This window comes from Campylobacter sp. BCW_6461 (genome assembly GCF_001762735.1).
Classification (GTDB): Bacteria; Campylobacterota; Campylobacteria; order Campylobacterales; family Campylobacteraceae; genus Campylobacter_D; species Campylobacter_D jejuni.
Genome location: NZ_MJXJ01000024.1, coordinates 1 through 24,191, shown reverse-complemented (window position 1 = coordinate 24,191; position 24,191 = coordinate 1). Strand labels below are relative to the sequence as shown.

Below are 24,191 nucleotides of genomic sequence, written 5' to 3'. Positions count from 1 at the left end.
GGGAAGATTATGAAAGAATTATTCCAAAAAATTTGGCAAAATGAACTTCAATTTTTAAATTTTGATGCTAAATTTCAAGATAAAAGCAAACTTGATACGGCCGAGTGTGCGATTATTTTAAGTGTCAATAAAGACAATTATGAAAGATATTTTCTCTTAAAAGAATTTCAAGAGCTTTGCAAAAAAATTGATTTAAGAGTGGATATTTTTAGTATACAAAATGCTCAAATTTGTATTTTAAATTTTTTTAAATCAGGTTTTATTTCAAAGCAAGATTTGCTTAAGGCTCTAAAAATTTTAGAAAAAATTTCAAAAAATACCGAAATGCTTGATTTTATTTCACAAGAAAAAGTTCAAAGTATAGATCAAAAAGCTTTATTTCAAAATGATTTTAAAGAATTAAACACCATTAATTTAGAGCTTCAAAAGCTAAGTTTTGATGAAAATTTAAAATCAAGACTTCAAAAAACTTTGGAAAAATTTCAAAATTTAGAGTTTAATATAGCCATCACTGGCGTGATGAATGCAGGAAAATCAAGTCTTTTAAATGCTCTTTTAAAAGAAGATTTTTTAGGGGTTTCAAACATACCTGAAACAGCTAATTTAACAGTATTAAGCTATGGTAAGAGTGAAGAAGCAAAGATATATTTTTGGGATAAAAAAGAATGGCAAAATATACTTGAAAGTTCGCACTTTAATGCAGATTTAAAAGAATTTATTGACAAGCTGGATAAGAGTGTAAATATAGAGGATTTTATCAAGGATAAACCTTTAATACAAAATATCGCACTTTGTGAACTTAAAAATTTCAGTTCAGCTAAAAATAAAATTTCAGCTTTAATTAAAAAAATAGAAATTAAAAGTCATTTAGATTTTTTAAAAAATAATATTTCCATAGTTGATACTCCAGGGCTTGATGATGTTGTAGTCCAAAGAGAAATTGTTACAAATGAGTATCTTAGAGAAAGTGATTTTTTAATTCATTTAATGAATGCTTCTCAAAGCTTAACTCAAAAAGATGCAGACTTTTTGGTGCATTGTCTTTTAAATTCAAGGCTGAGTAAGTTTTTAATTGTTTTAACTAAAGCGGATTTGTTAAGCAAAAAGGATTTAGAAGAAGTCATTGTTTATACCAAAGAAAGCTTAAAATCAAGACTTGTGGATTTAGATGAAAATTTGGTGGAAAAGATTGATTTTTTATGTGTGAGTGCTAAAATGGCAAGTGATTTTTATAAGGGTTTAGCACCTAAGGAAAGTTTGCAAAAAAGTGGTATGCAAGAATTTGAAAACTATCTTTTTAACGAGCTTTATGCAGGAGAAAAAAGCAAGATTGCCTTAAGAGCTTACAAAAAAGAATTACATTTGGAACTTAAAAATATTCTAAGCAAATATGAAATGCAAAATCGTCTTATTAAGGAGAATAAACAAGGTGTAAGTGAAGAAAATCAAAAGCTTTTACTTGAACTTCAAAAGCAAAATATCTTATTAAAAGAAGCACAAGATGAAATTTCAAATTTCATTGTAAAACTTAAAAATATAGATAATGGTATAGATAATCTTGTTTTACTTTTGGCTAAAAAATTAAAAGAACGCTTGATAGATGAGTTTAAATATTTAAAAAATAATGCACAAAAGCTTAATCTTTCTCGTATTTTAAATATAGTTGATATTACTACAAAAGATGGGATTAATGATATTTTAAGAGAAATTAAATTTGAAAATATTAAAAAAATCGAGGAGCTTAAAACAAATTTGTCTTTAAAATATGATTTTTTAAAAGATGATTTTGATAATGGTTTTGAAGGTTTTAAAGATGGAATTTCAAAAAATATAGATAGTATTTTTCAAAGTGAAAAATTTGCACTTTTAAGATTGAAAATTGAAAAATTAAGCAATTTAAAATCAGATTTATATGAGCTTGAAACGAATTTAGATATGGTTATTTTTGATACTTTTAAAGAATTTAAAATGAGCGAAATTTTAAATTCTTTAAATATCAATGGAGCATTTTTTGAGTTTTTAAATGATAAATTAAAACATTATGAAAAAAATCAAAAATCAAAATTAGAAAGTTTTGAAAAAGTTTTACAGAGTCTGAAAAATCAAGATATTAATATTTTAAATTCTTTTGAAGAAAATTTAGAAAAAATTGAAAAATTAAAACAACTTGAAATGGGGCTTTTAAATGCAGATTAATCTTTTAAATGATTTTATAAAAGCCTATGAAAATACTTATAGTGTGAGTTTTGATGATAGTTTTAAAGGGCGTATTCAAGAGCTTTGCAAGGAACTTAATGAGCCTTTTATGCACGCAAGTTATGCTTTAGAAAATGAATTAAAAGAGCTTGTGTTTTCTTTGGATAAGAATGTTAATATCGCTATTATAGGGCAGTTTTCAAGCGGTAAATCAAGTTTGCTAAATTTGATCTTAAGGCGTGATTGTTTGCCTACGGGTGTTGTTCCTGTTACTTTTAAACCTACTTTTTTACGCTATGCAAAAGAATATTTTTTAAGAGTAGAATTTGAAGATAGAAGTGATATTATCACAAATATAGAAAAATTAGCCTTTTATACGGATCAAAGAAATGAAGTAAAACAAGCAAAAAGTTTGCATATTTTTGCACCCATTCCTTTACTTGAAAAAATCACTCTTGTAGATACTCCAGGTTTAAATGCAAATGAAAATGATACTTTAACAACTTTTGATGAGCTTAAAAATATTCATGGGGCGATTTGGTTAAGTTTAATTGATAATGCAGGTAAAAAAAGTGAAGAAGATGCCATAAAAGCAAATTTAGAACTTTTAGGAGAAAATAGCATTTGTGTATTAAATCAAAAAGATAAATTAAACACAGAAGAGCTAGATAATGTTTTAAATTATGCAAAAAGTATATTTTTAAAATATTTTGATGAGCTTATTGCCATTTCTTGCAAAGAAGCTAAAGATGAGCAAAGCTATGAAAAATCTAATTTTCAATCTTTGCTTGATTTTTTAACTCAGCTAGATACAACAGCTTTAAAAGAAAAATTTGTTAAAAGAAAAATTTTAAATTTATGCGAAATTTTAGAAGATGAAAATCAACTTTTTGTAGGTATTTTTGATCGTTTATTAAATCAATTTCAAAGTTATGAAAAGCATTTACTTTTAGCGTATGAATTTTTTTTAAAAGAGATTGAAATTTTAAATCATCAGATTTTAGAACAGCTTAAAAGCATTAGCGAAAGAATTTCTAGTGAAATTTTTGCAAGTGTTAAGGAAAAAGATGCTTATTTTTACAAAGAAAGCAAAGGATTTTTAAAGAAAGATTTATACACAAGATATGATTATAAAGCACCTTATATTTCAAGTGACGATGCTTTTTTGGCGATGTTTTACAATAGTGATGCAATGAGTAAAGAGTTTAAAAAAATCAAAAATGAACTTTATAAATCTTTTGAAGAAATCAAGATGAAATTAAAAGGCTTTATAAACATACTCGAGAGAGAAATTTTACTTTTTAAAGCAGAATTTTCAAACATACAAAAAGATCATATTTTCCAAAGTGATAAAAATTTTAGTGAATTAAGAGCTTTTTGCAATGCAAGTGATGAGTACTTTTTGAAAGATTTTAAAGAGCTTTTATTTAAAAGTATTTTAGAACTTGATTTATTTTTTGAAAAATTAAATCTTAAGGCTTTTACAAATTATGAAAATGCTACAAAACTAAGCCTTGCATTTTTTAGTCGTAAAATCAATGAAAGCCGTGTTCTTTATGAGCTTGATAGTTCTGAATTTGTACTTTTTTATCCTAAAAAAAGTGAAATTTATGAAAGAGTTTTAAATGAATTAAATGTTTATGAGTTTGAAGCTTTGCTTATTAATAAGCCTATTTTGACAAAAATTGCAAAAAATTTTTTAGAACAAAGTCAAATTTTAATCCAAGAAAAAAGTAAATTTTTAGATCTTAAAAAAGCAGAACTTCGAAAAAGAAGAGTACAGATTTTAAATGTTAGAGAAAGTATAAAGGAAGATTGATGAGAATATTTTTAGCTTTATTTTTATTTTTTAATTCATTACTTGCATTAAGTGAATTAGAAGAAGGTTTAAAATTTTATGAAGCAAATAAATTTGATAAAGCTTATGAAATTTTTAAAAGCCTTTGTGAAAAAGATATTTCTAAAGCTTGTTTTTCTTTAGCTTTTATGTACGAAAGTGCTAAGGGTATGAGTAAGGATTTAAATCAAGCTTATAAATTTTATGATAAAGCTTGCAAATTAGGTTTAGCAAGTGCGTGTTCTAATATGGCTTTGCTTTTGCAAAATCAAGGTTATAAAAATGAAGCTCTTTTGGCTTTTAATAAAGCTTGTACTTTAGGAGAATCGTTAAGTTGTAATAATATAGCTTTATTTTATGAAAAAGAAAAAGATGGACAAATGGCCTCAAGTTTTTATAAAAGATCTTGTGATTTAAAAAATGCAAGAGCTTGTTATCAATTAGGGTCTTTATATGATAAAGGAGAGCTTGTTAAAGCAAGTGTAAAATCTGCCCTTGCTTTTTATTCTAAATCTTGCACTTTAGGTTTTGGTGAGTCTTGTTATTTGTTAGGACGCTATAATCAACTAGAAAAACAAGATTTAACAAAGGCAAAAAGATATTTTGGTATGGCTTGTGATCAAAAACATCAAGAAGCTTGTGCAGCTTATAAAGAACTTAATTCTAAAGATATAGAGCTTTATTAAAAGTTCTATTTTCATTACTTTCAAAGATATTCTTAAATAAAATTAAGAATAACACAAAATTTATCGCTTTTTAAAGTTAAATTTATATTAATAGGGCTAATATAGTCTTGTTTAAATTATTATCAAGGAGAAGTAATGCAAGACAATATTATTGATCGCAGAAGCTTTTTTAAACTAGGGCTTTTAGGTGGTTCTGTAGTAGCAGCTAGTACTATAGGTGGCGGTGCTGTTTTAAAGGCAGCAGAACTTACGCATTCGCATCAAGCTTCACAAGGAAAATCAAATAAAGTTAGAGGTAGAATGTTTTTTCAAACTCAAACTGAATTTGATACCTTAAGTGCAGCCTGTGAAAGAATTTATCCTAAAGATGAGCAAGGAGAAGGAGCTATAGGTTTAGGCGTACCTTATTTTATCGATAATCAGCTAGCTAGTGCTTATGGTTATAATGATAGAGAATATATGCAAGGACCTTTCATTGAGGGTAAAGCTGAACAAGGCTATCAAACTCCTATGCAACGCAAAGATATTTTTTTAGAAGGTGTGCATGCTCTTGAAGAAAATGCTCAAAAGCGTTATAAAAAACCTTTTTCTCTGCTTAAAGGTGGAGATCAGGATAAAATTCTAAGCGATTTTGAAAAAGGAAAAATTCAAACTACGGGTTTTAAATCTTCTTATTTTTTCACTCTTTTAAGAGATATGACAGTAGCTGGAGTTTTAGCTGATCCAATTTATGGCGGAAATGATAATAAAAATGGTTGGAGAATGATGCAATATCCAGGCGCACAAATGAGCTATGTGGATAAAATTGCAAGTGATGAATTTTTTAACATTGAACCTATGAGTTTAGCAGATATGGAGAGTTAAAATGGCTGAAGTATTAAAAAAAGTAGATGTGGTAACAGTTGGGGCAGGATGGACTGGAGGTATAGTGGCTGCAGAGCTTACTAAAGCAGGTTTGAATGTACTTAGTTTAGAACGCGGACATATGCAAAGTACTGAAAATTTTAATTTTATCCATGATGAGTGGAGATACGGGATTAATTATGGTTTGATGCAAGATTGCTCGAAAGACACTGTGACTTTTCGCCATGATCCTAGTGGTTTAGCCTTGCCTTATCGTAAAATGGGTTCGTTTTTATTGGGTAATAATGTTGGCGGTGCAGGGGTGCATTGGAATGGTTGGACTTTTAGGTTTATGCCTTATGATTTTGAAATTCAAACCCTAAGCAAACAAAGATATGGTAATAAATTAGGTAATGATTATACCTTGCAAGATTGGGGTGTGACTTATAAGGATATGGAGCCTTATTATGATAGATTTGAAAAAACCTGTGGGGTATCAGGTGAGCCAAATCCTTTAGCGGAAAAAATGGGAGCTTTTAGATCCAGTCCTTATCCACAAGAACCTCTTGAAAATACTAAAATGCTTAAACGATTTGAAAGTGCAGCAAAAAGTTCAAATTTACACACTTATCGTTTGCCAGCTTCAAATTCTAAAGGTGGCTATACAAACCCTGATGGTCAAGATTTAGCTCCTTGTCAATACTGTGCGTATTGTGAGCGTTTTGGTTGTGAGTATGGCGCAAAAGCAAGTCCTTTAAACACAGTAATTCCAAAGGCTATGAGCACAGGTAAATACACTATACGCACTTATAGCAATGTAACGCAAATTCTTAAAAAAGACGGAAAAGTAACGGGGGTAAAATTTGTCGATACTAGAACGATGAAAGAGTATATTCAACCTGCTGATATAGTTGTGCTTACAAGTTATATGTTTAACAATGCTAAGCTTTTAATGGTAAGCAACATAGGTGAGCAATACGATCCAAAAACAGGTAAAGGAACTTTAGGTAGAAATTATTGTTATCAAATGAACATGGGTACAACAGCTTTCTTTGATGAGCAATTTAACACCTTCATGGGTTCAGGTGCTTTGGGAACTACGAGTGATGATTTTAACGGAGATAATTTTGATCATTCTAGGGAAAAATTCCTTCATGGAGCTATGATTTATAGCGTTCAGCTTGGAACTCGCCCTATACAATCAGCCCCACTTCCAGCAGGAGCTCCAACTTGGGGTGCTGAATTTAAAAAAGCATTAAACTATAATTTCACAAGAGCTATTACCGTAGCAGGACAAGGTGCTTCTTTGCCTCATAAGAATAATTATTTAAGTCTTGATCCAACTTATAAAGATGCTTTTGGTATGCCACTTTTACGCTTAACTTATAATTTCACCGATCAAGATAGAGCTTTGCATAAATTTATCACAGATAAAACAGCTGAGGTAGCAAAAAGAATGCAAGGAGTAAAATCAATCAAAAAAGGTGCTTATCTTAAGGATTATAGCGTTGTGCCTTATCAATCTACTCATAACACAGGTGGAACAACCATGGGTGCAGATAGAGAAACTAGTGTGGTTAATACTTATTTACAACACTGGGATGCGGATAATCTTTTTGTTGTAGGAGCAGGAAATTTCCAACACAATAGTGGATATAATCCAACTGATACTGTAGGAGCTTTGGCTTATCGCTGTGCTGAAGGTATTTTAAAGTATCATAAAAGTGGAAAAAGCTTAGCTTGATAATAACTTGAGAGTTTTTGAAAACTCTCAAGATTATAAATTTTTAATTTTCTTCCGATATAGTATAATATCAAGGAAGGCAAAAATGATTAATGGTATAAATTCTTATTTAAACTACAATTATACAAAAAGGCAAATGTAGTCTGCTCTTGGTGGTTGGAATCCAAGATTATTTTAATAAAATATCATAAAAAAAGGGTTTTCTATGGTAAATTTTGATACTCAATATACAAATATCAATTATCCAAATAATAACACAAGCAATAAAAAAGCTGTGCTTAAAAATGATGATGATGCTTATTATGAATCCATAATAAAAAAATTTGGAGATCTTGAAAAATTTAAAGAAGAAAATGGCTATAATGGATCTCCTGATGTAAAAGAAGTAGAAAACTCTTTATATAAAAGATATATGGAAGATAGACTAAGCAAGGATGAAATAAAAATACTTAATAAATTTGGCACAGACTATCTTACAGAAGGCGTAGATTTGTCCGCACTTCATAAACGAAAAGTTGATCTTTTAAAAACTCTTACAAGTATGAATGAATTTGAGAAAATATGGGGTGCTGAAAGGGCACAAAGAGAAAAACAATTCTTTAATGAACTTGGTAAGCCACTTACTCAAGAAGATATAGATAGGTTCTTAACTAATAAAAACAATCAAAAAGAAGACAAAGAAGCTTTCAAACCTATACAAGCAGAAAGTAAAAACAAAGAAACTTACAAAGATGATAATACAAGAAACGAGCTTGTAAAAAAACTATTAGAAGGTAAATTTAGCACTAGTAAAGAATTGGAAATTCTTTTTGGTGTGAAATTTAGTGATGATGATGCAGGAGAATTTAATAAAATTCTTTCTTTAAATTCTGCACCAAAAAGTATAGATATAAAAGCTTGAAAATGCAAAAATTTAAATTATAAAAAAGAAAAAATGTTAAATATCTTAACATACAAATTCAAGTCATCGTTTTTATAAGGAAATTTTTTATTTAAATTTAAGAATTTTAAGATGCGATATTGAATTTAATGTCGTTATTTTGTGAGTTTTGTTGATAAGTTCTAGCAACAAAATTTTTAAAGTCTTTATCAAAATTTGAATTTTTATCGTTGTTTTTTGAATCTTTATCTGTTTTTTCTAAGCTATTTTCTGAATTTTTGTCATCTTTTTCTTTATTTTCTTCTTCTTTTTCTTTGGCTTCTTCGGCTTTAAGCTTCATTGCTTCAGCTCTTGCTTCAAATTCCATTTTTGCAGCATTTGCTGCAACTTTATAGTCTTGTGGGCTAGGATCAGCAGGAGCCATAGCTGCTGCTGCGATTTGTCTTGCATTGGCTATAGTTTCTTCTGGTGTGTTTCCTTTTTGCATGCTGATAGGAACTTCACCCGCTGTAGCATACATTTGATTATCAGGGCCTCTTGTATAAGTAAAACTTGCAGCACCTGCTAAGCCACCACCCGCTGCTTGATGCGCAGCTTCATGAGCCTTTACATTTCTATCGATACTTTGGAGTTCGCGAACTTGAGCTACTTCTTTTTGGCTTAGCTCTACGCCATTAACCATTTGGGTTTGTTCGCCATTTTTTTCTTTATCATCTTTATTTTCACTAAGATTTTTTTCATCTTTTTGAGTGGAATCAGATTGATTTGTTTTATCAAAAGAAGGTTTGCTAGAGTAGTAATCATAAGAGTTATAACTTGAACTAATTTGCATTTATCCTCCTTTTTGTTTTTTAAATTTTTAGGAATTTTAACGCATTTTGACTTAAAAATTTGATAAATTTTGTAAAATAATCATAAATACAATTTCAAAGGAATGTAATGATTTATGAAAATGATTTGATTTATATAGAGAAAGAGGAGGCTCAAGTGCCTTGGCTTAAAATTTTTACTAAAGAAATTTATAAAGAATTTAGCGATTGTCCTTTAGAGTTGCAAAAGGAACTTTTTGAAAAAATTTTACTTTGTGAAAAGGCTATGATAGAATTTTACAAACCTGAAAAAATCAATATCGCCTCTTTTGCAAATTATGTGCCAAGGGTGCATTTTCATGTTATGGCAAGATTTAAAGAAGATGCGTTTTTTCCAGAGTGTATGTGGGGAAAACAGCAAAGAGAAACAATAAAGCTTGATTTGCCTAAATTTGAAGAATTTGTAAAATTTTTAAATAGTAAAATTTTTTGATTTTTATTAATGATTTGTTATGTTTTATCTAATAAAATTTTTATATTGAAAATTACTATAAAAAAGGAAAAAAATGAAAAAAGTTTTATTGAGTTCATTGGTTGCGGTGTCTTTGTTAAGCACAGGTTTGTTTGCTAAAGAATATACTTTAGATAAAGCACATACAGATGTAGGTTTTAAAATCAAACATTTACAAATTAGCAATGTAAAAGGAAATTTCAAAGATTATTCTGCGGTGATTGATTTTGATCCTGCGAGTGCTGAATTTAAAAAGCTTGATGTAACTATAAAAATCGCATCTGTAAATACAGAAAATCAAACAAGAGATAATCACTTACAACAAGATGATTTTTTCAAAGCAAAAAAATATCCTGATATGACTTTTACAATGAAAAAATATGAAAAAATCGATAATGAAAAAGGCAAAATGACAGGAACTTTAACTATAGCTGGAGTTTCTAAAGATATCGTTTTAGATGCTGAAATCGGCGGTGTAGCTAAAGGCAAAGATGGAAAAGAAAAAATAGGATTTTCTTTAAATGGAAAAATCAAACGCTCTGATTTTAAATTTGCAACAAGTACTTCAACTATTACTTTAAGTGATGATATTAATTTAAATATCGAAGTTGAAGCGAACGAAAAATAATTTTTTAGTCTAAGAGTCTTGCTCTTAGACTTTGTAAATTTTTATCCAAATTTTCTTCACTTTCTTGCCAAATCAATTTAAAATCCGGTTTAAAATTTTCATTTTCTAAATTAAATTCCGTGTTTTTCAAGGTGGATTCTAAAAAAGCAAGATGATTTAAAGCTTGATTTTTATCATTAAAAATTAAAATAAAATCATTTTCTACGATAAAAATTTTTGCTCTAAAGCGTTTTAAAATTTTTGCAATTTGTTTTAAAATGAGTTTGGTATAGCTTTCTTTGGTATCTTTTAGTTCATTAAAATGAAGCAAGGCAATGATATAGTTGTTTTTTCCTTTTGTAAAGCGTGTAAGGCTTTTTTCATTGGGTAGCTTTGTTAAGGTGTCAAAAAAAGCTAACCTATAAGCGTGATTTAAAAGATAAAAACAAAAAACCAAACTTGCAAATTCAAAATATCTTATTCCTGTTCCTTCTTGGAATAAAAACTGAAAATATGCAGCAAAAAATGCGATAAGAAGATAATATTCTTTAGTTTTAAAAGTTTTGATAAAAATGAGTATTAAGCCGACTAAAAAAAATAAAAATCCTAATTCACTCACAGGTTTAAAAAAATTTAATGTAATAAAATGGAATTCTAAACCAGCGCTATTGAAAGTAGTATTTCTAGGTAAAATGATGCTTAAAACGCCTATAAAAATAAGGGTTGTAATTGAGGCGATATTTTTTTTATTTAAAATTAAAACATGATGTTTTCCAAGGCAAAATAGAGTAAAAATCATAGGTAAAAACAAAGCCACAAATAAATTAGCTTGAAAAAAACTTGTATAAAAATAAGGCAGCTTAGCTCCTAGTAATACTAAAGTCAAAAAGAAAATTTTTGAATTTTTAAAGTAAAAGGATAGCACAAGAGCTGAAATTTCAAAAATAAAACTCAATGATATTAAAAAATCTAATAAAAACATTTCAAATCCTTGATTTTAATAAAAGTGATAATTGTATAGAAAAAAGCTTAAAAGCGGGTTTTATTTAAATTTAGCAATTTCATCTTGTATGGTTTGTTCTATATGAAGCAATTCTTCATGAGTTTTTTTGCTATTTTCTAAAAGTTCATCAAATTTAAAGCCAAGCATAACAATACGATATAAATTGGGTTTATATTTTCTCCAATTATATAAAGTGCTAACATCAATGTCTAGTTCATATGCCATATCACGCTTGCTCTTTTTTGTCATTTTTTACCTTAAAAATTTAGCCTTTAAGAAATTTTACATTAAAATTTCTTTATTAAAAACACTTGAAATATTCAATCTTTTATATAAAATATATTTAATATTTCAATATTAATTAAGTTATAGTATGGAATAATTCGAGATATTTTTTAATTTTCAAGGAGAAGTTATGGATTTTAATTCAGTTCTTTCTAATATTGGCGATAAGTTACCAAGAGATGGTTTAGCGGCAATTACGCTAAAAGAAAAATTTGAACGCTTAAGCGAAGAAAGAAAAAAAGATGTGTTAAATCAACTTCCTATGCTTAAACTAAAAAGCCCTGCTTTGGTGTTTTGGGTAGGAACTTTTTTATTTGGCCCTTTTGGAGTAGGGCGTTTTATGATAGGTGATATGGTTTTAGGTTTTGTGCGTTTAGCATTTGTGATTATTCCAATAATTTTTAATATTGTTGCAAGTAAATCTTTGCAGAACATAGCATATATATTAGTGATAGTCAATTGGACTATTTGGTGGATTGTAGATATGTTTTTAGTAGGTAAAAAACTTCGCAAACAAAATTATGAAAAAATTGCAAATATCATACAGTGATGATTATTTTATTTTAAAACCAATGAAAGAATGGAGATGAAAATGAGTGAAAAATATACACCTTTTGAAGTAGAGCCTACCTTACTTTATGAGAAAGATACCTATCAAATTGTTGCAGGAAAAGCATACACAAATAAAGATGAACAATTTTGCATAGGCTTAAAATCAAATGGTTTTCCAATAAATTCTTATCTTATATTTCCTCCACAGCTTAGCTCGGATTTACTAAAAAGTCTTTTGGGGCAAGATGGTGCTAAAAATGATGAAATCATAGAATTTATTAAAATAATAATGGAGAAATAATGAAAAATATTTTATTAAGTTTGATGTTTGTTTTTTTATTTACAGGATGTTTTAACAATAAGCCAAAATGCGATGATGAAGATGTTAAGCTTACACTAAAAAGTATTTTGGATAATGATGAATGGGTTTATGTTGAATACGGTTTAAATGAACAATCCTTAAGGGCGTTAAGGATAAATTCTAATGGTATGGATATAAGGGATTTAGAGGCTGCATTATCTACAGATACGCTTGGGGTTTTAAGGGCGCATTTTAAACCTTTGCTTGATTTGAAAGATTATGCCAATGAAGTGGTTTATACTTCTTTTGAAAGTTTTATAACCAAAGATAGCAAGGATAAAAAAACTAGTTTTTGTATGGGTCAGTTAAAATTTACTTATCCACAAATGCCTAATGAAATGCGAGAAAAATATTCAAGAGGTACTTTAAAAGGAGTTTTATTTGATGGAGGGGAATACGAAACTCAAATTTCTTATAGTGCTAGATTTAGTGATGATAAAAAGCAAGTTTTTGTAGAACTTTTAGATTATTAATTTATTTTGACAATGAAATTTTATTTTCATTGTCTATATAAAATTTATACTTAATTAATTTCAAGTCTTTTTTTGATACAATTTCTTAAAAATTTTTATAAGTAAAAAATTTAAGGAAAATCATGGTTGAAGTAAAAAATCTTACTATGCGTTTTGCAAATCAGCTTTTATTTGAAAATGTTAATTTAAAACTTGTTCGAGGACAAAGATACGGACTTATCGGTGCTAATGGTGCGGGAAAATCGACTTTTTTGAAAATTCTTTCAGGAGAAATTGAGTCGAGTAGTGGTGAAATAGTATTTGATGAAGGTTTAAAAATCGCAGTTTTAGGACAGGATCAATTTGCTTTTGAAAACTACACCATCAAAGATGCAGTGATGTGTGCAAATAAGCGTTTATATGAGGCCTTAAAAGAAAAAGAAAAGCTTTATATGAGCGAGGAATTTACAGATGAGATCAATGAGCGTTTAGGTGAGCTTGAGATAATAACGGCTGAAGAAGATCCAAATTATGATTGTGAAACGCGTTGTGAAAAAATTTTAAGTTCTTTAAAGATTAAAGATTTTGATGCTTTGATGAGCACCTTGCAAAGTGCGGATAAATTTAAAGTCTTACTAGCTCAAGTTTTGTTTTTGGGTGCGGATGTGCTTTTTTTAGATGAGCCTACAAATAACCTTGATTTAGAGGCGATTTTTTGGCTTGAAAATGAGCTTTTAAGACATGAAGGAACTTTGGTTGTTATCTCTCATGATAGACATTTTTTAAATAAAATTTGCACAAGGATTTTAGATGTGGATTTTAAACAAATTCGTGATTTTGCGGGAAATTACGATGATTGGTATATGGCTTCAACGCTTTTGGCAAAACAAGCTGAGCTTAAACGTGATAAAACCTTAAAAGAAAGAGAAGAATTAGAAAATTTCATTCGCCGTTTTAGCGCAAATGCTTCTAAGGCAAAACAAGCCACAAGCCGTGCTAAGGCACTTGAAAAACTAGAGCTTGAAGAGATTAAAATTTCAAGCCGTAGAGATCCTAGCATAGTTTTTAGAACCAATCGTGAAATAGGTAATGAAGTTTTAGAATTTAAAGGTATAGGCAAGGCTTATGATAAACAATTGTTTTCAAATTTGGAGCTAAAAATAGAAAAAAATGATAAAATCGCTTTGATCGGGGCAAATGGTGTGGGCAAAAGTACTTTGGCAAAAATCATCGCCAATGCTATAAATCCAGATAGTGGATCTATACATCTTGGGGCAACTATAGAGCTTGGATATTTTCCTCAAGATGCAAGTAATTTAATTTGTGAAAATTTGAAACTTTATGAATGGCTGATGAGTGAAAAATTTAAAGATCTAGATGAAATCCGCAAGTGTTTAGGTAGAATGCTTTTTAGTGGCAGCGATCAAGAAAAAATGGCAGCAAGTTTAAGTGGGGGTGAAAAACATCGTTTAATGCTTTCTCGTTTAATGCTAGAGCGTCCGAATTTCTTGCTTTTAGACGAACCTGATAACCATTTAGATCTTGAAAGTATTATTGCATTAGGTGAAGCTTTGTATAATTTCAAAGGTGTAGTGCTTTGTATCAGCCACGATAGGGAGTTAGTTTCTGCTTTTGCTAATAGAATTTGGCATTTAGAAAATGGTAAGCTTACAGATTTTCGTGGAACTTATCAAGAATTTTTAGGAGAAAATGATGGCTAAATTTAGAATTCAATACAGCGCAGGTTTTGGGCACTATACGCAAAATCACAAGGGTTTTGGGCCTACGATTTATATAGAAGAAGTCGTAGAGTTTGATAATGGCAAGGATTATTTTGATTATATAGATTTTTATAAAACTTATTCAAAGAGCGATGATACTTATTTTCATATCAGTTTTTTAGAAGATAGACCTCTAAGCGATAAAGAAATCACGATTCGCAATGAATACCGCAAAATGCGTGATGAAAACTGTAAAAAAGCCAAGGAGGAATTTATAGCCAATAATGAGCTTGATGTGGAGCATTTGCCTACTCATCATGATTGAAAAACATTAATTTTTACATAAAAAAAGGAATACTTTTTGCTTGTATAGTTTTTGCATATTTTGAAAGGAGAAAACTATGCAGGTAAATTATAGAACGATCAGCTCGTATGAATACGATGCTATTAGTGGTCAGTATAAACAGGTGGATAAACAGGTTGAAGATTATTCTTCATCTGGAAATTCTGATTTTATGGATATATTAAATAAGGCGGATGAGAAGTCAAGCGGAGATGCTTTAAATTCTAGCAATAGTTTTCAAAGCAATGCGCAAAACTCAAATTCAAATTTAAGTAATTATGCTCAAATGTCAAATGTTTACGCTTATCGTTTTAGACAAAATGAAGGCGAGTTGTCTATGAGAGCTCAAAGTGCTAGCGTTCACAATGATCTTGCGCAACAAGGTGCAAATGAACAAAGTAAGAATAATACTTTGTTAAATGATTTATTGAACGCAATTTAATCAAAAGCTCCATTTTGGAGCTTTTGTATTTACTTGCAAGAATTTATAATTTCTCTATTTCAAAAGGTGCAAAATTTTTACAAAAAATTTCAAATTCTTGCTCCTCTTTTTCATTTAATTTGATATGTAATATAGCTTTGCAATCCTTAAAATCTTTTGTGAAATTAAAAGAATAAGTTTTTAAAAAATGTTCAAAACGATTTAAATTTTTTAAATCAATAGCAATGGTTATATTTTTTTTCAATTCAAATGAAAGTAAAGAAGAATTATTGATCACGGCATTTGCCGCATCACTATAGGCTCTTACAAGTCCCCCTGTACCAAGTTTTATACCGCCAAAATATCTTACAGTGATTAAAGCCGCATTGATAAGATCATAGCCCCTTAGAACATTTAAAGTTGGCATTCCAGAAGTTCCTTTAGGCTCTCCATCATCACTTTTATCTTCTGCAATTTGATTAAAATCATTTAAAACACGATAAGCATAGACAAAATGAACGGCTTTTGGATGTTCTTTTTTTAGTGTTTCTATTAAAAATTTAAAATCTTTAAAAGGGCAAAGAAAAGATAAGAAAGTAGATTTTTTAATATCGATTTGTGTTTGAAAAATTTGATCAATAGTTTGCATTTTTGCCTTTTTTGTTTAAAATTATACTTATAAAAACTAAAATCAATTTGATGTTAATTTTTAAGATATTTGATATTTGTATGATTTGCATTGATATTTTAAGTTTAATTTTGTAAAATTTTCATTATGGAAAAAATCAAAAATTATAAACTTATCATCATTTTACTTAGTCTTGATTTGTTGGCTTTGCTTTATGGAATTTCAACACTGAGTATTAGTGCTGATGAAGCTGATATTTATTTTGGTGAGCAGGGTAAATCACTTATTTTTTCCCATAGTTTGCTTTATTATATATCTCATTTTGGAACTTTTATTTTTGGGCAAAATGATTTTGGTTTAAGGCTTCCTTTTTTATTTTTTCATTTTTTAAGTTGTTTGCTTTTGTATTTGCTAGCTTTAAAATATACTAAAACTAAAATTGATGCTTTTTTTTCTTTATTGTTATTTGTTTTATTGCCGGGTACTGTTGCAAGTGCTTTACTGGTTAATGCCGCATCTTTGGTGATTTTTTTAACCCTTGCTATATTATGTGCTTACGAATATGAAAAAAAATGGCTTTTTTATATATTATTGATTATAGTATTATTTGTTGATAAATCTTTTAATATTTTATTTTTAACTTTTTTCTTTTTTGGGATTTATAAAAGAAATGCTATTTTATTTACCTTATCTCTTGTTTTGTTTGGAGCGAGTATCAGTTTTTATGGTTTTGATACAGGTGGTCGTCCAAGAGGTTATTTTTTAGATACTTTAGGAATTTTTGCTGCATGTTTTTCTCCTTTGGTTTTTGTGTATTTTTTTTATACTATTTATCGTTTGACTTTTCAGAAATATAAAAATTTATTATGGTTTTTAATGAGCGTAACATTTGTATTTTGTTTGTTGCTTTCTTTAAGACAAAAACTTTTTTTAGATGATTTTTTGCCTTTTTGTGTTATTTGCACTCCTTTGCTTATAAAAACTTTAATGCAAAGTTATAGGGTGAGATTACCAGTTTTTCGATTAAGGTATAAAATCTTTATAGAATGTTCTATAATTTTTTTGATATTTTGTTACTTTTTAATCGTCGCTAATCAATTATTGTATTATTTTATAAACAATCCAAATCGTCATTTTGCCAATAATTATCATTTTACTAAAGAATTGGCGCTAGCATTAAAAAAACAAGATGTTTTAGAGCTTGCAACAGCCCCAAGTTTGCAAAAAAGATTGCGATTTTATGGAATAAAAAATAGCAATAAGTTTTATTTAAAAGCTTTAAAACAAGCCGATAAGTATGATATGGACAAAAAAATTGTTAAAGTAAAACTTGGAAAATATGAAAAAGTATATCAGATTTTAAACTATGATTAAAGCTTTCAGTTTGTTAGAATTTGTGTTTATAATTCTTATTTTAGGTATAGTTTTTAATTTAGGCAGTCTTTACTTAAAAAAAGACAATTTACTAGAAGGCGCAATACAAATTCTTAATGATATCCAATATACCCAAAGTTTAGCCATGATGCAAGAAGGTATAAGAGTTGATGAGTTGGCTATCGCAAAAAGAGAGTGGTTTAAAAGTAGGTGGCAGATTTATTTTATAAAATCAGCTGCCACAGGTTATGATCAAACATATACTATTTTCTTGGATAAAAATGGCGATGGAAATGCTAATTTAGGTAAAACTGAAATCAATATAGATAGAGAAATTGCTGTTGATGTAATCAATCATAACAAATTAATGAATTCAGGTCAAAGTGGAGTTATTAGTAAAGATGATGAAAAAACTACACAAAGATTTAATCTTACAAAAAGATTCGGAATAGAAAAGGTTGAATTCAAAGGATCTTGTTCAGGATTTACTAGATTAGTATTTGATGAAATGGGCAGAGTGTATTCTCCGTTAAAAAATGCCAATTATGCATATGAAAAAACTTTAGCAAAGAATAATTCAGATTGCATTATACGTTTGTTATCAAAAAAGCATGCTCTTTGTATCGTTATAGATACGCTTAGCGGTTATGCTTATATTCCAGATTTTAAAACACTTAAAAGTCAATTTGTTAGTATAAAAAATAAAAATTACGAGTGCTCTAAAATATAGCCCCCATTATACTTAATATAAATACTTACACAAATATTTATACTATTTAATCCTTTGTTTAATCCCCTTTTAAGTTTAATTGGTTATACTTTCATTTCCTTTTTTTGAAAAAAGGACTTAAAATCTTTTAAATTATAAAGTTTCACTAGCTTAGTAGATTTTATAAATTAACTCTTTTGGTTTTTGTCTTATAAACTAAAAGCTTTTTTATAAATCTTGTTTTTTAATTTAAAAACTTTTCTTTTAAAAATGATTTTTTGTTTTGTTCTTTTAACTTAGTATTGTTATTCAAATCTTATTAGTCAATCTTTGAAATCTAAATAAGTGATCGATTGAGCCAGAAAGATTTAGGCATAAGTAATTATGTAAAATCTATTCAATCTAATAATTAAAAAGATTAAAAGTTTTTCTTTTAATCTTTCATAACTTTTTCTTTGAAGAAAAAGATTAAACTATCTATAATTTTTATGGAGAGTTTGATCCTGGCTCAGAGTGAACGCTGGCGGCGTGCCTAATACATGCAAGTCGAACGATGAAGCTTCTAGCTTGCTAGAAGTGGATTAGTGGCGCACGGGTGAGTAAGGTATAGTTAATCTGCCCTACACAAGAGGACAACAGTTGGAAACGACTGCTAATACTCTATACTCCTGCTTAACACAAGTTGAGTAGGGAAAGTTTTTCGGTGTAGGATGAGACTATATAGTATCAGCTAGTTGGTAAGGTAATGGCTTACCAAGGCTATGACGCTTAACTGGTCTGAGAGGATGATCAGTCACACTGGAACTGAGACACGGTCCAGACTCCTACGGGAGGCAGCAGTAGGGAATATTGCGCAATGGGGGAAACCCTGACGCAGCAACGCCGCGTGGAGGATGACACTTTTCGGAGCGTAAACTCCTTTTCTTAGGGAAGAATTCTGACGGTACCTAAGGAATAAGCACCGGCTAACTCCGTGCCAGCAGCCGCGGTAATACGGAGGGTGCAAGCGTTACTCGGAATCACTGGGCGTAAAGGGCGCGTAGGCGGATTATCAAGTCTCTTGTGAAATCTAATGGCTTAACCATTAAACTGCTTGGGAAACTGATAGTCTAGAGTGAGGGAGAGGCAGATGGAATTGGTGGTGTAGGGGTAAAATCCGTAGATATCACCAAGAATACCCATTGCGAAGGCGATCTGCTGGAACTCAACTGACGCTAAGGCGCGAAAGCGTGGGGAGCAAACAGGATTAGATACCCTGGTAGTCCACGCCCTAAACGATGTACACTAGTTGTTGGGGTGCTAGTCATCTCAGTAATGCAGCTAACGCATTAAGTGTACCGCCTGGGGAGTACGGTCGCAAGATTAAAACTCAAAGGAATAGACGGGGACCCGCACAAGCGGTGGAGCATGTGGTTTAATTCGAAGATACGCGAAGAACCTTACCTGGGCTTGATATCCTAAGAACCTTTTAGAGATAAGAGGGTGCTAGCTTGCTAGAACTTAGAGACAGGTGCTGCACGGCTGTCGTCAGCTCGTGTCGTGAGATGTTGGGTTAAGTCCCGCAACGAGCGCAACCCACGTATTTAGTTGCTAACGGTTCGGCCGAGCACTCTAAATAGACTGCCTTCGTAAGGAGGAGGAAGGTGTGGACGACGTCAAGTCATCATGGCCCTTATGCCCAGGGCGACACACGTGCTACAATGGCATATACAATGAGACGCAATACCGCGAGGTGGAGCAAATCTATAAAATATGTCCCAGTTCGGATTGTTCTCTGCAACTCGAGAGCATGAAGCCGGAATCGCTAGTAATCGTAGATCAGCCATGCTACGGTGAATACGTTCCCGGGTCTTGTACTCACCGCCCGTCACACCATGGGAGTTGATTTCACTCGAAGCCGGAATACTAAACTAGTTACCGTCCACAGTGGAATCAGCGACTGGGGTGAAGTCGTAACAAGGTAACCGTAGGAGAACCTGCGGTTGGATCACCTCCTTTCTAGAGTACAAAGTAATAAGTCTCACAACTATTACTTCAATATATAAACTCAATTGATTCTTGTTTAGATTTCAAAGATTGATGATAAAGCTAATTGTTTATGGGGAATTAGCTCAGCTGGGAGAGCGCCTGCTTTGCACGCAGGAGGTCAGCGGTTCGATCCCGCTATTCTCCACCATTTATTAAGGGCCTATAGCTCAGCTGGTTAGAGTGCACCCCTGATAAGGGTGAGGTCACAAGTTCAAGTCTTGTTAGGCCCACCATAAAAAAGATTTGAATAAAGAAGCTTTAAAATCTAAAGCAAGTATATAAAATAGATTAAATATAAAATATAAACTCTATACTTAGATTTATTTTTATCTTTAACTATAAAAGAATATACTTTAATAGATATAAGTAGCATATACATTATGCATTTATATTTATAATGATTATGTTAATATATATACTTCCTTTAGGTTTTAAACCTAAATGTTCTTTTAATTATCATTGTTAAGAGTCACAAGCAAGTTTTAATAAAAACAATTTTACAGGACTTGTTAAAGGATAAAACCTATTTATCTTTTCTTTAGTTTAACTTAACTTTTAGCTGTCTTCTCTTCTATGAATAAAGAGAATATTAGATTTAAGGATTATAAATTAAAGACAAGTTTCAAACTCACAGCTTAGTTGAGACTAAATCATTTAGTTTTATATTAAGTGTTTGAATGCTTTCCGTCTTAAGATAAAGAAGTCTTATCATAAAAACTTTAACAAGGAAGTGATGCGTTTTAGAATCAATAATAAAAGGTAAAAAAGGTAAGCTACTAAGAGCGAATGGTGGATGCCTTGACTGGTAAAGGCGATGAAGGACGTACTAGACTGCGATAAGCTACGGGGAGCTGTCAAGAAGCTTTGATCCGTAGATTTCCGAATGGGGCAACCCAATGTATAGAGATATACATTACCTATATAGGAGCGAACGAGGGGAATTGAAACATCTTAGTACCCTCAGGAAAAGAAATCAATAGAGATTGCGTCAGTAGCGGCGAGCGAAAGCGCAAGAGGGCAAACCCAGTGCTTGCACTGGGGGTTGTAGGACTGCAATGTGCAAGAGGTAAGTTTAGCAGAACATTCTGGAAAGTATAACCATAGAGGGTGATAGTCCCGTATGCGAAAAACAAACCTTAGCTAGCAGTATCCTGAGTAGGGCGGGACACGAGGAATCCTGTCTGAATCCGGGTCGACCACGATCCAACCCTAAATACTAATACCAGATCGATAGTGCACAAGTACCGTGAGGGAAAGGTGAAAAGAACTGAGGTGATCAGAGTGAAATAGAACCTGAAACCATTTGCTTACAATCATTCAGAGCCCTATGTAGCAATACAGGGTGATGGACTGCCTTTTGCATAATGAGCCTGCGAGTTGTGGTGTCTGGCAAGGTTAAGCAAACGCGAAGCCGTAGCGAAAGCGAGTCTGAATAGGGCGCTTAGTCAGATGCTGCAGACCCGAAACGAAGTGATCTATCCATGAGCAAGTTGAAGCTAGTGTAAGAACTAGTGGAGGACTGAACCCATAGGCGTTGAAAAGCCCCGGGATGACTTGTGGATAGGGGTGAAAGGCCAATCAAACTTCGTGATAGCTGGTTCTCTCCGAAATATATTTAGGTATAGCGTTGTGTCGTAATATAAGGGGGTAGAGCACTGAATGGGCTAGGGCATACACCAATGTACCAAACCCTATCAAACTCCGAATACCTTATATGTAATCACAGCAGTCAGGCGGCGAGTGATAAAATCCGTCGTCAAGAGGGAAACAACCCAGACTACCAGCTAAGGTCCCTAAATCTTACTTAAGTGGAAAACGATGTGAAGTTACTTAAACAACCAGGAGGTTGGCTTAGAAGCAGCCATCCTTTAAAGAAAGCGTAATAGCTCACTGGTCTAGTGATTTTGCGCGGAAAATATAACGGGGCTAAAGTAAGTACCGAAGCTGTAGACTTGCACACAACTTAGATTATTTAAGTTTAGAATATGAGAAACTAAGTTATATGTTTAGTTATATTTTTACTGATTTTTATAGAGTAAAGATAGAAATAAAACTTAGTAAAATCAGTAAAAATATTCTTAGACTAAAGTTAAGTAGTTTAAGTTGTGTGCAAGTGGTAGGAGAGCGTTCTATTTGCGTCGAAGGTATACCGGTAAGGAGTGCTGGAGCGAATAGAAGTGAGCATGCAGGCATGAGTAGCGATAATTAATGTGAGAATCATTAACGCCGTAAACCCAAGGTTTCCTACGCGATGCTCGTCATCGTAGGGTTAGTCGGGTCCTAAGTCGAGTCCGAAAGGGGTAGACGATGGCAAATTGGTTAATATTCCAATACCAACATTAGTGTGCGATGGAAGGACGCTTAGGGCTAAGGGGGCTAGCGGATGGAAGTGCTAGTCTAAGGTCGTAGGAGGTTATACAGGCAAATCCGTATAACAATACTCCGAGAACTGAAAGGCTTTTTGAAGTCTTCGGATGGATAGAAGAACCCCTGATGCCGTCGAGCCAAGAAAAGTTTCTAAGTTTAGCTAATGTTGCCCGTACCGTAAACCGACACAGGTGGGTGGGATGAGTATTCTAAGGCGCGTGGAAGAACTCTCTTTAAGGAACTCTGCAAAATAGCACCGTATCTTCGGTATAAGGTGTGGTTAGCTTTGTATTAGGATTTACTCCGAAAGCAAGGAAACTTACAACAAAGAGTCCCTCCCGACTGTTTACCAAAAACACAGCACTCTGCTAACTCGTAAGAGGATGTATAGGGTGTGACGCCTGCCCGGTGCTCGAAGGTTAATTGATGGGGTTAGCATTAGCGAAGCTCTTGATCGAAGCCCGAGTAAACGGCGGCCGTAACTATAACGGTCCTAAGGTAGCGAAATTCCTTGTCGGTTAAATACCGACCTGCATGAATGGCGTAACGAGATGGGAGCTGTCTCAAAGAGGGATCCAGTGAAATTGTAGTGGAGGTGAAAATTCCTCCTACCCGCGGCAAGACGGAAAGACCCCGTGGACCTTTACTACAGCTTGACACTGCTACTTGGATAAGAATGTGCAGGATAGGTGGGAGGCTTTGAGTATATGACGCCAGTTGTATATGAGCCATTGTTGAGATACCACTCTTTCTTATTTGGGTAGCTAACCAGCTTGAGTTATCCTCAAGTGGGACAATGTCTGGTGGGTAGTTTGACTGGGGCGGTCGCCTCCCAAATAATAACGGAGGCTTACAAAGGTTGGCTCAGAACGGTTGGAAATCGTTCGTAGAGTATAAAGGTATAAGCCAGCTTAACTGCAAGACATACAAGTCAAGCAGAGACGAAAGTCGGTCTTAGTGATCCGGTGGTTCTGTGTGGAAGGGCCATCGCTCAAAGGATAAAAGGTACCCCGGGGATAACAGGCTGATCTCCCCCAAGAGCTCACATCGACGGGGAGGTTTGGCACCTCGATGTCGGCTCATCGCATCCTGGGGCTGGAGCAGGTCCCAAGGGTATGGCTGTTCGCCATTTAAAGCGGTACGCGAGCTGGGTTCAGAACGTCGTGAGACAGTTCGGTCCCTATCTGCCGTGGGCGTAAGAAGATTGAAGAGATTTGACCCTAGTACGAGAGGACCGGGTTGAACAAACCACTGGTGTAGCTGTTGTTCTGCCAAGAGCATCGCAGCGTAGCTAAGTTTGGAAAGGATAAACGCTGAAAGCATCTAAGCGTGAAGCCAACTCTAAGATGAATCTTCTCTAAGCTCTCTAGAAGACTACTAGTTTGATAGGCTGGGTGTGTAATGGATGAAAGTCCTTTAGCTGACCAGTACTAATAGAGCGTTTGGCTTATCTTTAATAAAGCATCACTTCCTTGTTAAGGTTTTTAAGAAGACTTTGAATATAGATAATATTTAGAGTTTAATAGAAATCTTTCAAGTAGAGTTTGTATTAGAACTTGCTCTTAACATTGTTTTTTAAGTATTCTATATAAAAACTTATCAAAGATAAAAGATAAGAAAAGAAGAAAGAGAATAAAGAAAAAAGTAAAGAAATAAAAGATTAAGCTTTATTTTTTAAATTCAATCTTTCAAAGAATATTTAAATAACAATGTCCGTGATTATACAGATGTGGAAACGCCTTGCTCCATCCCGAACCAAGAAGCTAAGCACATCGTGGGTGATGATACTACGCCTTACTGGCAGGGGGAAAGTAGCTCATTGCGGACTTGTTAA

General features: G+C 32.1%; 20 protein-coding genes, 2 tRNA genes and 3 rRNA genes. 21 read left to right on the top strand and 4 right to left on the bottom strand.

Annotated features, from left to right (window positions below; genetic code table 11):
* Positions 1-9: 9 nt before the first annotated feature.
* The 6 genes from AJ882_RS07025 to AJ882_RS07000 all read left to right on the top strand — a co-directional run bounded on the left by AJ882_RS07025 (position 10) and on the right by AJ882_RS07000 (position 8,207).
* On the top strand, positions 10-2,196 hold the full coding sequence (locus AJ882_RS07025) for a dynamin family protein (protein ID WP_002867789.1): 2,187 nt from the start codon (positions 10-12) through the stop codon (positions 2,194-2,196).
* The gene (locus AJ882_RS07020) at positions 2,186-4,015 is read left to right on the top strand and encodes a dynamin family protein (protein WP_002867790.1); all 1,830 of its coding nucleotides are present in this window, start codon (positions 2,186-2,188) and stop codon (positions 4,013-4,015) included. The genes AJ882_RS07025 and AJ882_RS07020 overlap by 11 nt, the downstream gene beginning before the upstream one ends.
* Positions 4,015-4,719, top strand: coding sequence for a tetratricopeptide repeat protein (locus AJ882_RS07015; protein WP_002867791.1), 705 nt, complete (start codon positions 4,015-4,017; stop codon positions 4,717-4,719). Before AJ882_RS07020 ends, AJ882_RS07015 begins: the two co-directional genes overlap by 1 nt.
* 135 nt (positions 4,720-4,854) lie before the next feature.
* A complete protein-coding gene (locus tag AJ882_RS07010; protein WP_070279708.1) occupies positions 4,855-5,583 on the top strand; it encodes a gluconate 2-dehydrogenase subunit 3 family protein in 729 nt (242 codons plus the stop codon).
* Position 5,584: 1 nt separating this feature from the next.
* Positions 5,585-7,306 carry a GMC family oxidoreductase gene (locus AJ882_RS07005; protein ID WP_002867792.1) on the top strand — a complete coding sequence of 574 codons (1,722 nt, stop codon included), beginning with the start codon at positions 5,585-5,587 and terminating at the stop codon, positions 7,304-7,306.
* A 205-nt stretch (positions 7,307-7,511) separates the two neighbouring features.
* Positions 7,512-8,207 (top strand): hypothetical protein, encoded by a 696-nt coding sequence (locus tag AJ882_RS07000; protein WP_002867793.1) that lies wholly within the window; start codon positions 7,512-7,514, stop codon positions 8,205-8,207.
* Between the two features lie 106 nt (positions 8,208-8,313).
* Here the strand turns inward: AJ882_RS07000 and AJ882_RS06995 are convergent, their stop codons facing one another.
* Positions 8,314-9,018 carry a putative metalloprotease CJM1_0395 family protein gene (locus AJ882_RS06995; RefSeq protein ID WP_002859493.1) on the bottom strand — a complete coding sequence of 235 codons (705 nt, stop codon included), beginning with the start codon at positions 9,016-9,018 and terminating at the stop codon, positions 8,314-8,316.
* Between the two features lie 107 nt (positions 9,019-9,125).
* Between AJ882_RS06995 and AJ882_RS06990 the strand changes: the two genes are divergently transcribed.
* Positions 9,126-9,488: an HIT family protein gene (locus AJ882_RS06990; RefSeq protein WP_002855609.1), complete on the top strand. Its 363-nt coding sequence runs from the start codon at positions 9,126-9,128 to the stop codon at positions 9,486-9,488.
* Between the two features lie 73 nt (positions 9,489-9,561).
* Complete coding sequence (locus AJ882_RS06985; RefSeq protein WP_002855621.1) at positions 9,562-10,134, top strand: YceI family protein; 573 nt, start codon at positions 9,562-9,564, stop codon at positions 10,132-10,134.
* A gap of 4 nt (positions 10,135-10,138) precedes the next feature.
* Here AJ882_RS06985 and AJ882_RS06980 read toward each other — a convergent pair whose 3' ends face one another.
* Together AJ882_RS06980 and AJ882_RS06975 are read right to left on the bottom strand one after the other, a co-directional pair.
* Positions 10,139-11,095, bottom strand: a complete 957-nt coding sequence (locus AJ882_RS06980) for a membrane protein (RefSeq protein WP_002859494.1) — start codon at positions 11,093-11,095, stop codon at positions 10,139-10,141.
* 60 nt (positions 11,096-11,155) lie between these two features.
* Positions 11,156-11,365 (bottom strand): transcriptional regulator, encoded by a 210-nt coding sequence (locus tag AJ882_RS06975; RefSeq protein ID WP_002778401.1) that lies wholly within the window; start codon positions 11,363-11,365, stop codon positions 11,156-11,158.
* Positions 11,366-11,531: 166 nt separating this feature from the next.
* On the opposite strand from AJ882_RS06975, the gene AJ882_RS06970 reads away from it, so the two are divergent.
* From AJ882_RS06970 to AJ882_RS06945, 6 genes are all read left to right on the top strand, one after another.
* Positions 11,532-11,951 (top strand): hypothetical protein, encoded by a 420-nt coding sequence (locus AJ882_RS06970; protein ID WP_002867939.1) that lies wholly within the window; start codon positions 11,532-11,534, stop codon positions 11,949-11,951.
* A gap of 42 nt (positions 11,952-11,993) precedes the next feature.
* The gene (locus AJ882_RS06965; protein ID WP_002867938.1) at positions 11,994-12,254 is read left to right on the top strand and encodes a hypothetical protein; all 261 of its coding nucleotides are present in this window, start codon (positions 11,994-11,996) and stop codon (positions 12,252-12,254) included.
* The gene (locus AJ882_RS06960; RefSeq protein ID WP_002860259.1) at positions 12,254-12,787 is read left to right on the top strand and encodes a hypothetical protein; all 534 of its coding nucleotides are present in this window, start codon (positions 12,254-12,256) and stop codon (positions 12,785-12,787) included. The genes AJ882_RS06965 and AJ882_RS06960 overlap by 1 nt, the downstream gene beginning before the upstream one ends.
* A 122-nt stretch (positions 12,788-12,909) precedes the next feature.
* Positions 12,910-14,487: an ABC-F family ATP-binding cassette domain-containing protein gene (locus AJ882_RS06955; protein ID WP_002796878.1), complete on the top strand. Its 1,578-nt coding sequence runs from the start codon at positions 12,910-12,912 to the stop codon at positions 14,485-14,487.
* Positions 14,477-14,812, top strand: coding sequence for a hypothetical protein (locus AJ882_RS06950; protein ID WP_002859498.1), 336 nt, complete (start codon positions 14,477-14,479; stop codon positions 14,810-14,812). The genes AJ882_RS06955 and AJ882_RS06950 overlap by 11 nt, the downstream gene beginning before the upstream one ends.
* A gap of 76 nt (positions 14,813-14,888) precedes the next feature.
* Positions 14,889-15,272 carry a hypothetical protein gene (locus tag AJ882_RS06945; RefSeq protein WP_002860258.1) on the top strand — a complete coding sequence of 128 codons (384 nt, stop codon included), beginning with the start codon at positions 14,889-14,891 and terminating at the stop codon, positions 15,270-15,272.
* Between the two features lie 43 nt (positions 15,273-15,315).
* Here the strand turns inward: AJ882_RS06945 and AJ882_RS06940 are convergent, their stop codons facing one another.
* Positions 15,316-15,900 carry an IMPACT family protein gene (locus AJ882_RS06940; protein ID WP_002860257.1) on the bottom strand — a complete coding sequence of 195 codons (585 nt, stop codon included), beginning with the start codon at positions 15,898-15,900 and terminating at the stop codon, positions 15,316-15,318.
* Positions 15,901-16,026: 126 nt separating this feature from the next.
* On the opposite strand from AJ882_RS06940, the gene AJ882_RS06935 reads away from it, so the two are divergent.
* The 7 genes from AJ882_RS06935 (at position 16,027) to rrf (ending at position 24,185) form a co-directional block, all read left to right on the top strand.
* A complete protein-coding gene (locus AJ882_RS06935; protein WP_002867937.1) occupies positions 16,027-17,253 on the top strand; it encodes a membrane protein in 1,227 nt (408 codons plus the stop codon).
* Positions 17,246-17,983 (top strand): hypothetical protein, encoded by a 738-nt coding sequence (locus tag AJ882_RS06930; protein WP_002867936.1) that lies wholly within the window; start codon positions 17,246-17,248, stop codon positions 17,981-17,983. Before AJ882_RS06935 ends, AJ882_RS06930 begins: the two co-directional genes overlap by 8 nt.
* A gap of 464 nt (positions 17,984-18,447) precedes the next feature.
* Positions 18,448-19,960 (top strand): 16S ribosomal RNA (locus tag AJ882_RS06925).
* Positions 19,961-20,062: 102 nt separating this feature from the next.
* Positions 20,063-20,138: transfer RNA gene (locus AJ882_RS06920), tRNA-Ala, on the top strand.
* Positions 20,139-20,146: 8 nt separating this feature from the next.
* Positions 20,147-20,223 (top strand) — tRNA-Ile (locus AJ882_RS06915).
* Between the two features lie 533 nt (positions 20,224-20,756).
* A 23S ribosomal RNA gene (locus AJ882_RS06910) occupies positions 20,757-23,812 on the top strand.
* Positions 23,813-24,068: 256 nt separating this feature from the next.
* Positions 24,069-24,185, top strand: a 5S ribosomal RNA gene (gene rrf / locus AJ882_RS06905).
* Together the 16S, 23S and 5S rRNA genes with 2 tRNA genes alongside form the textbook arrangement of a ribosomal RNA operon.
* Positions 24,186-24,191: the final 6 nt, after the last annotated feature.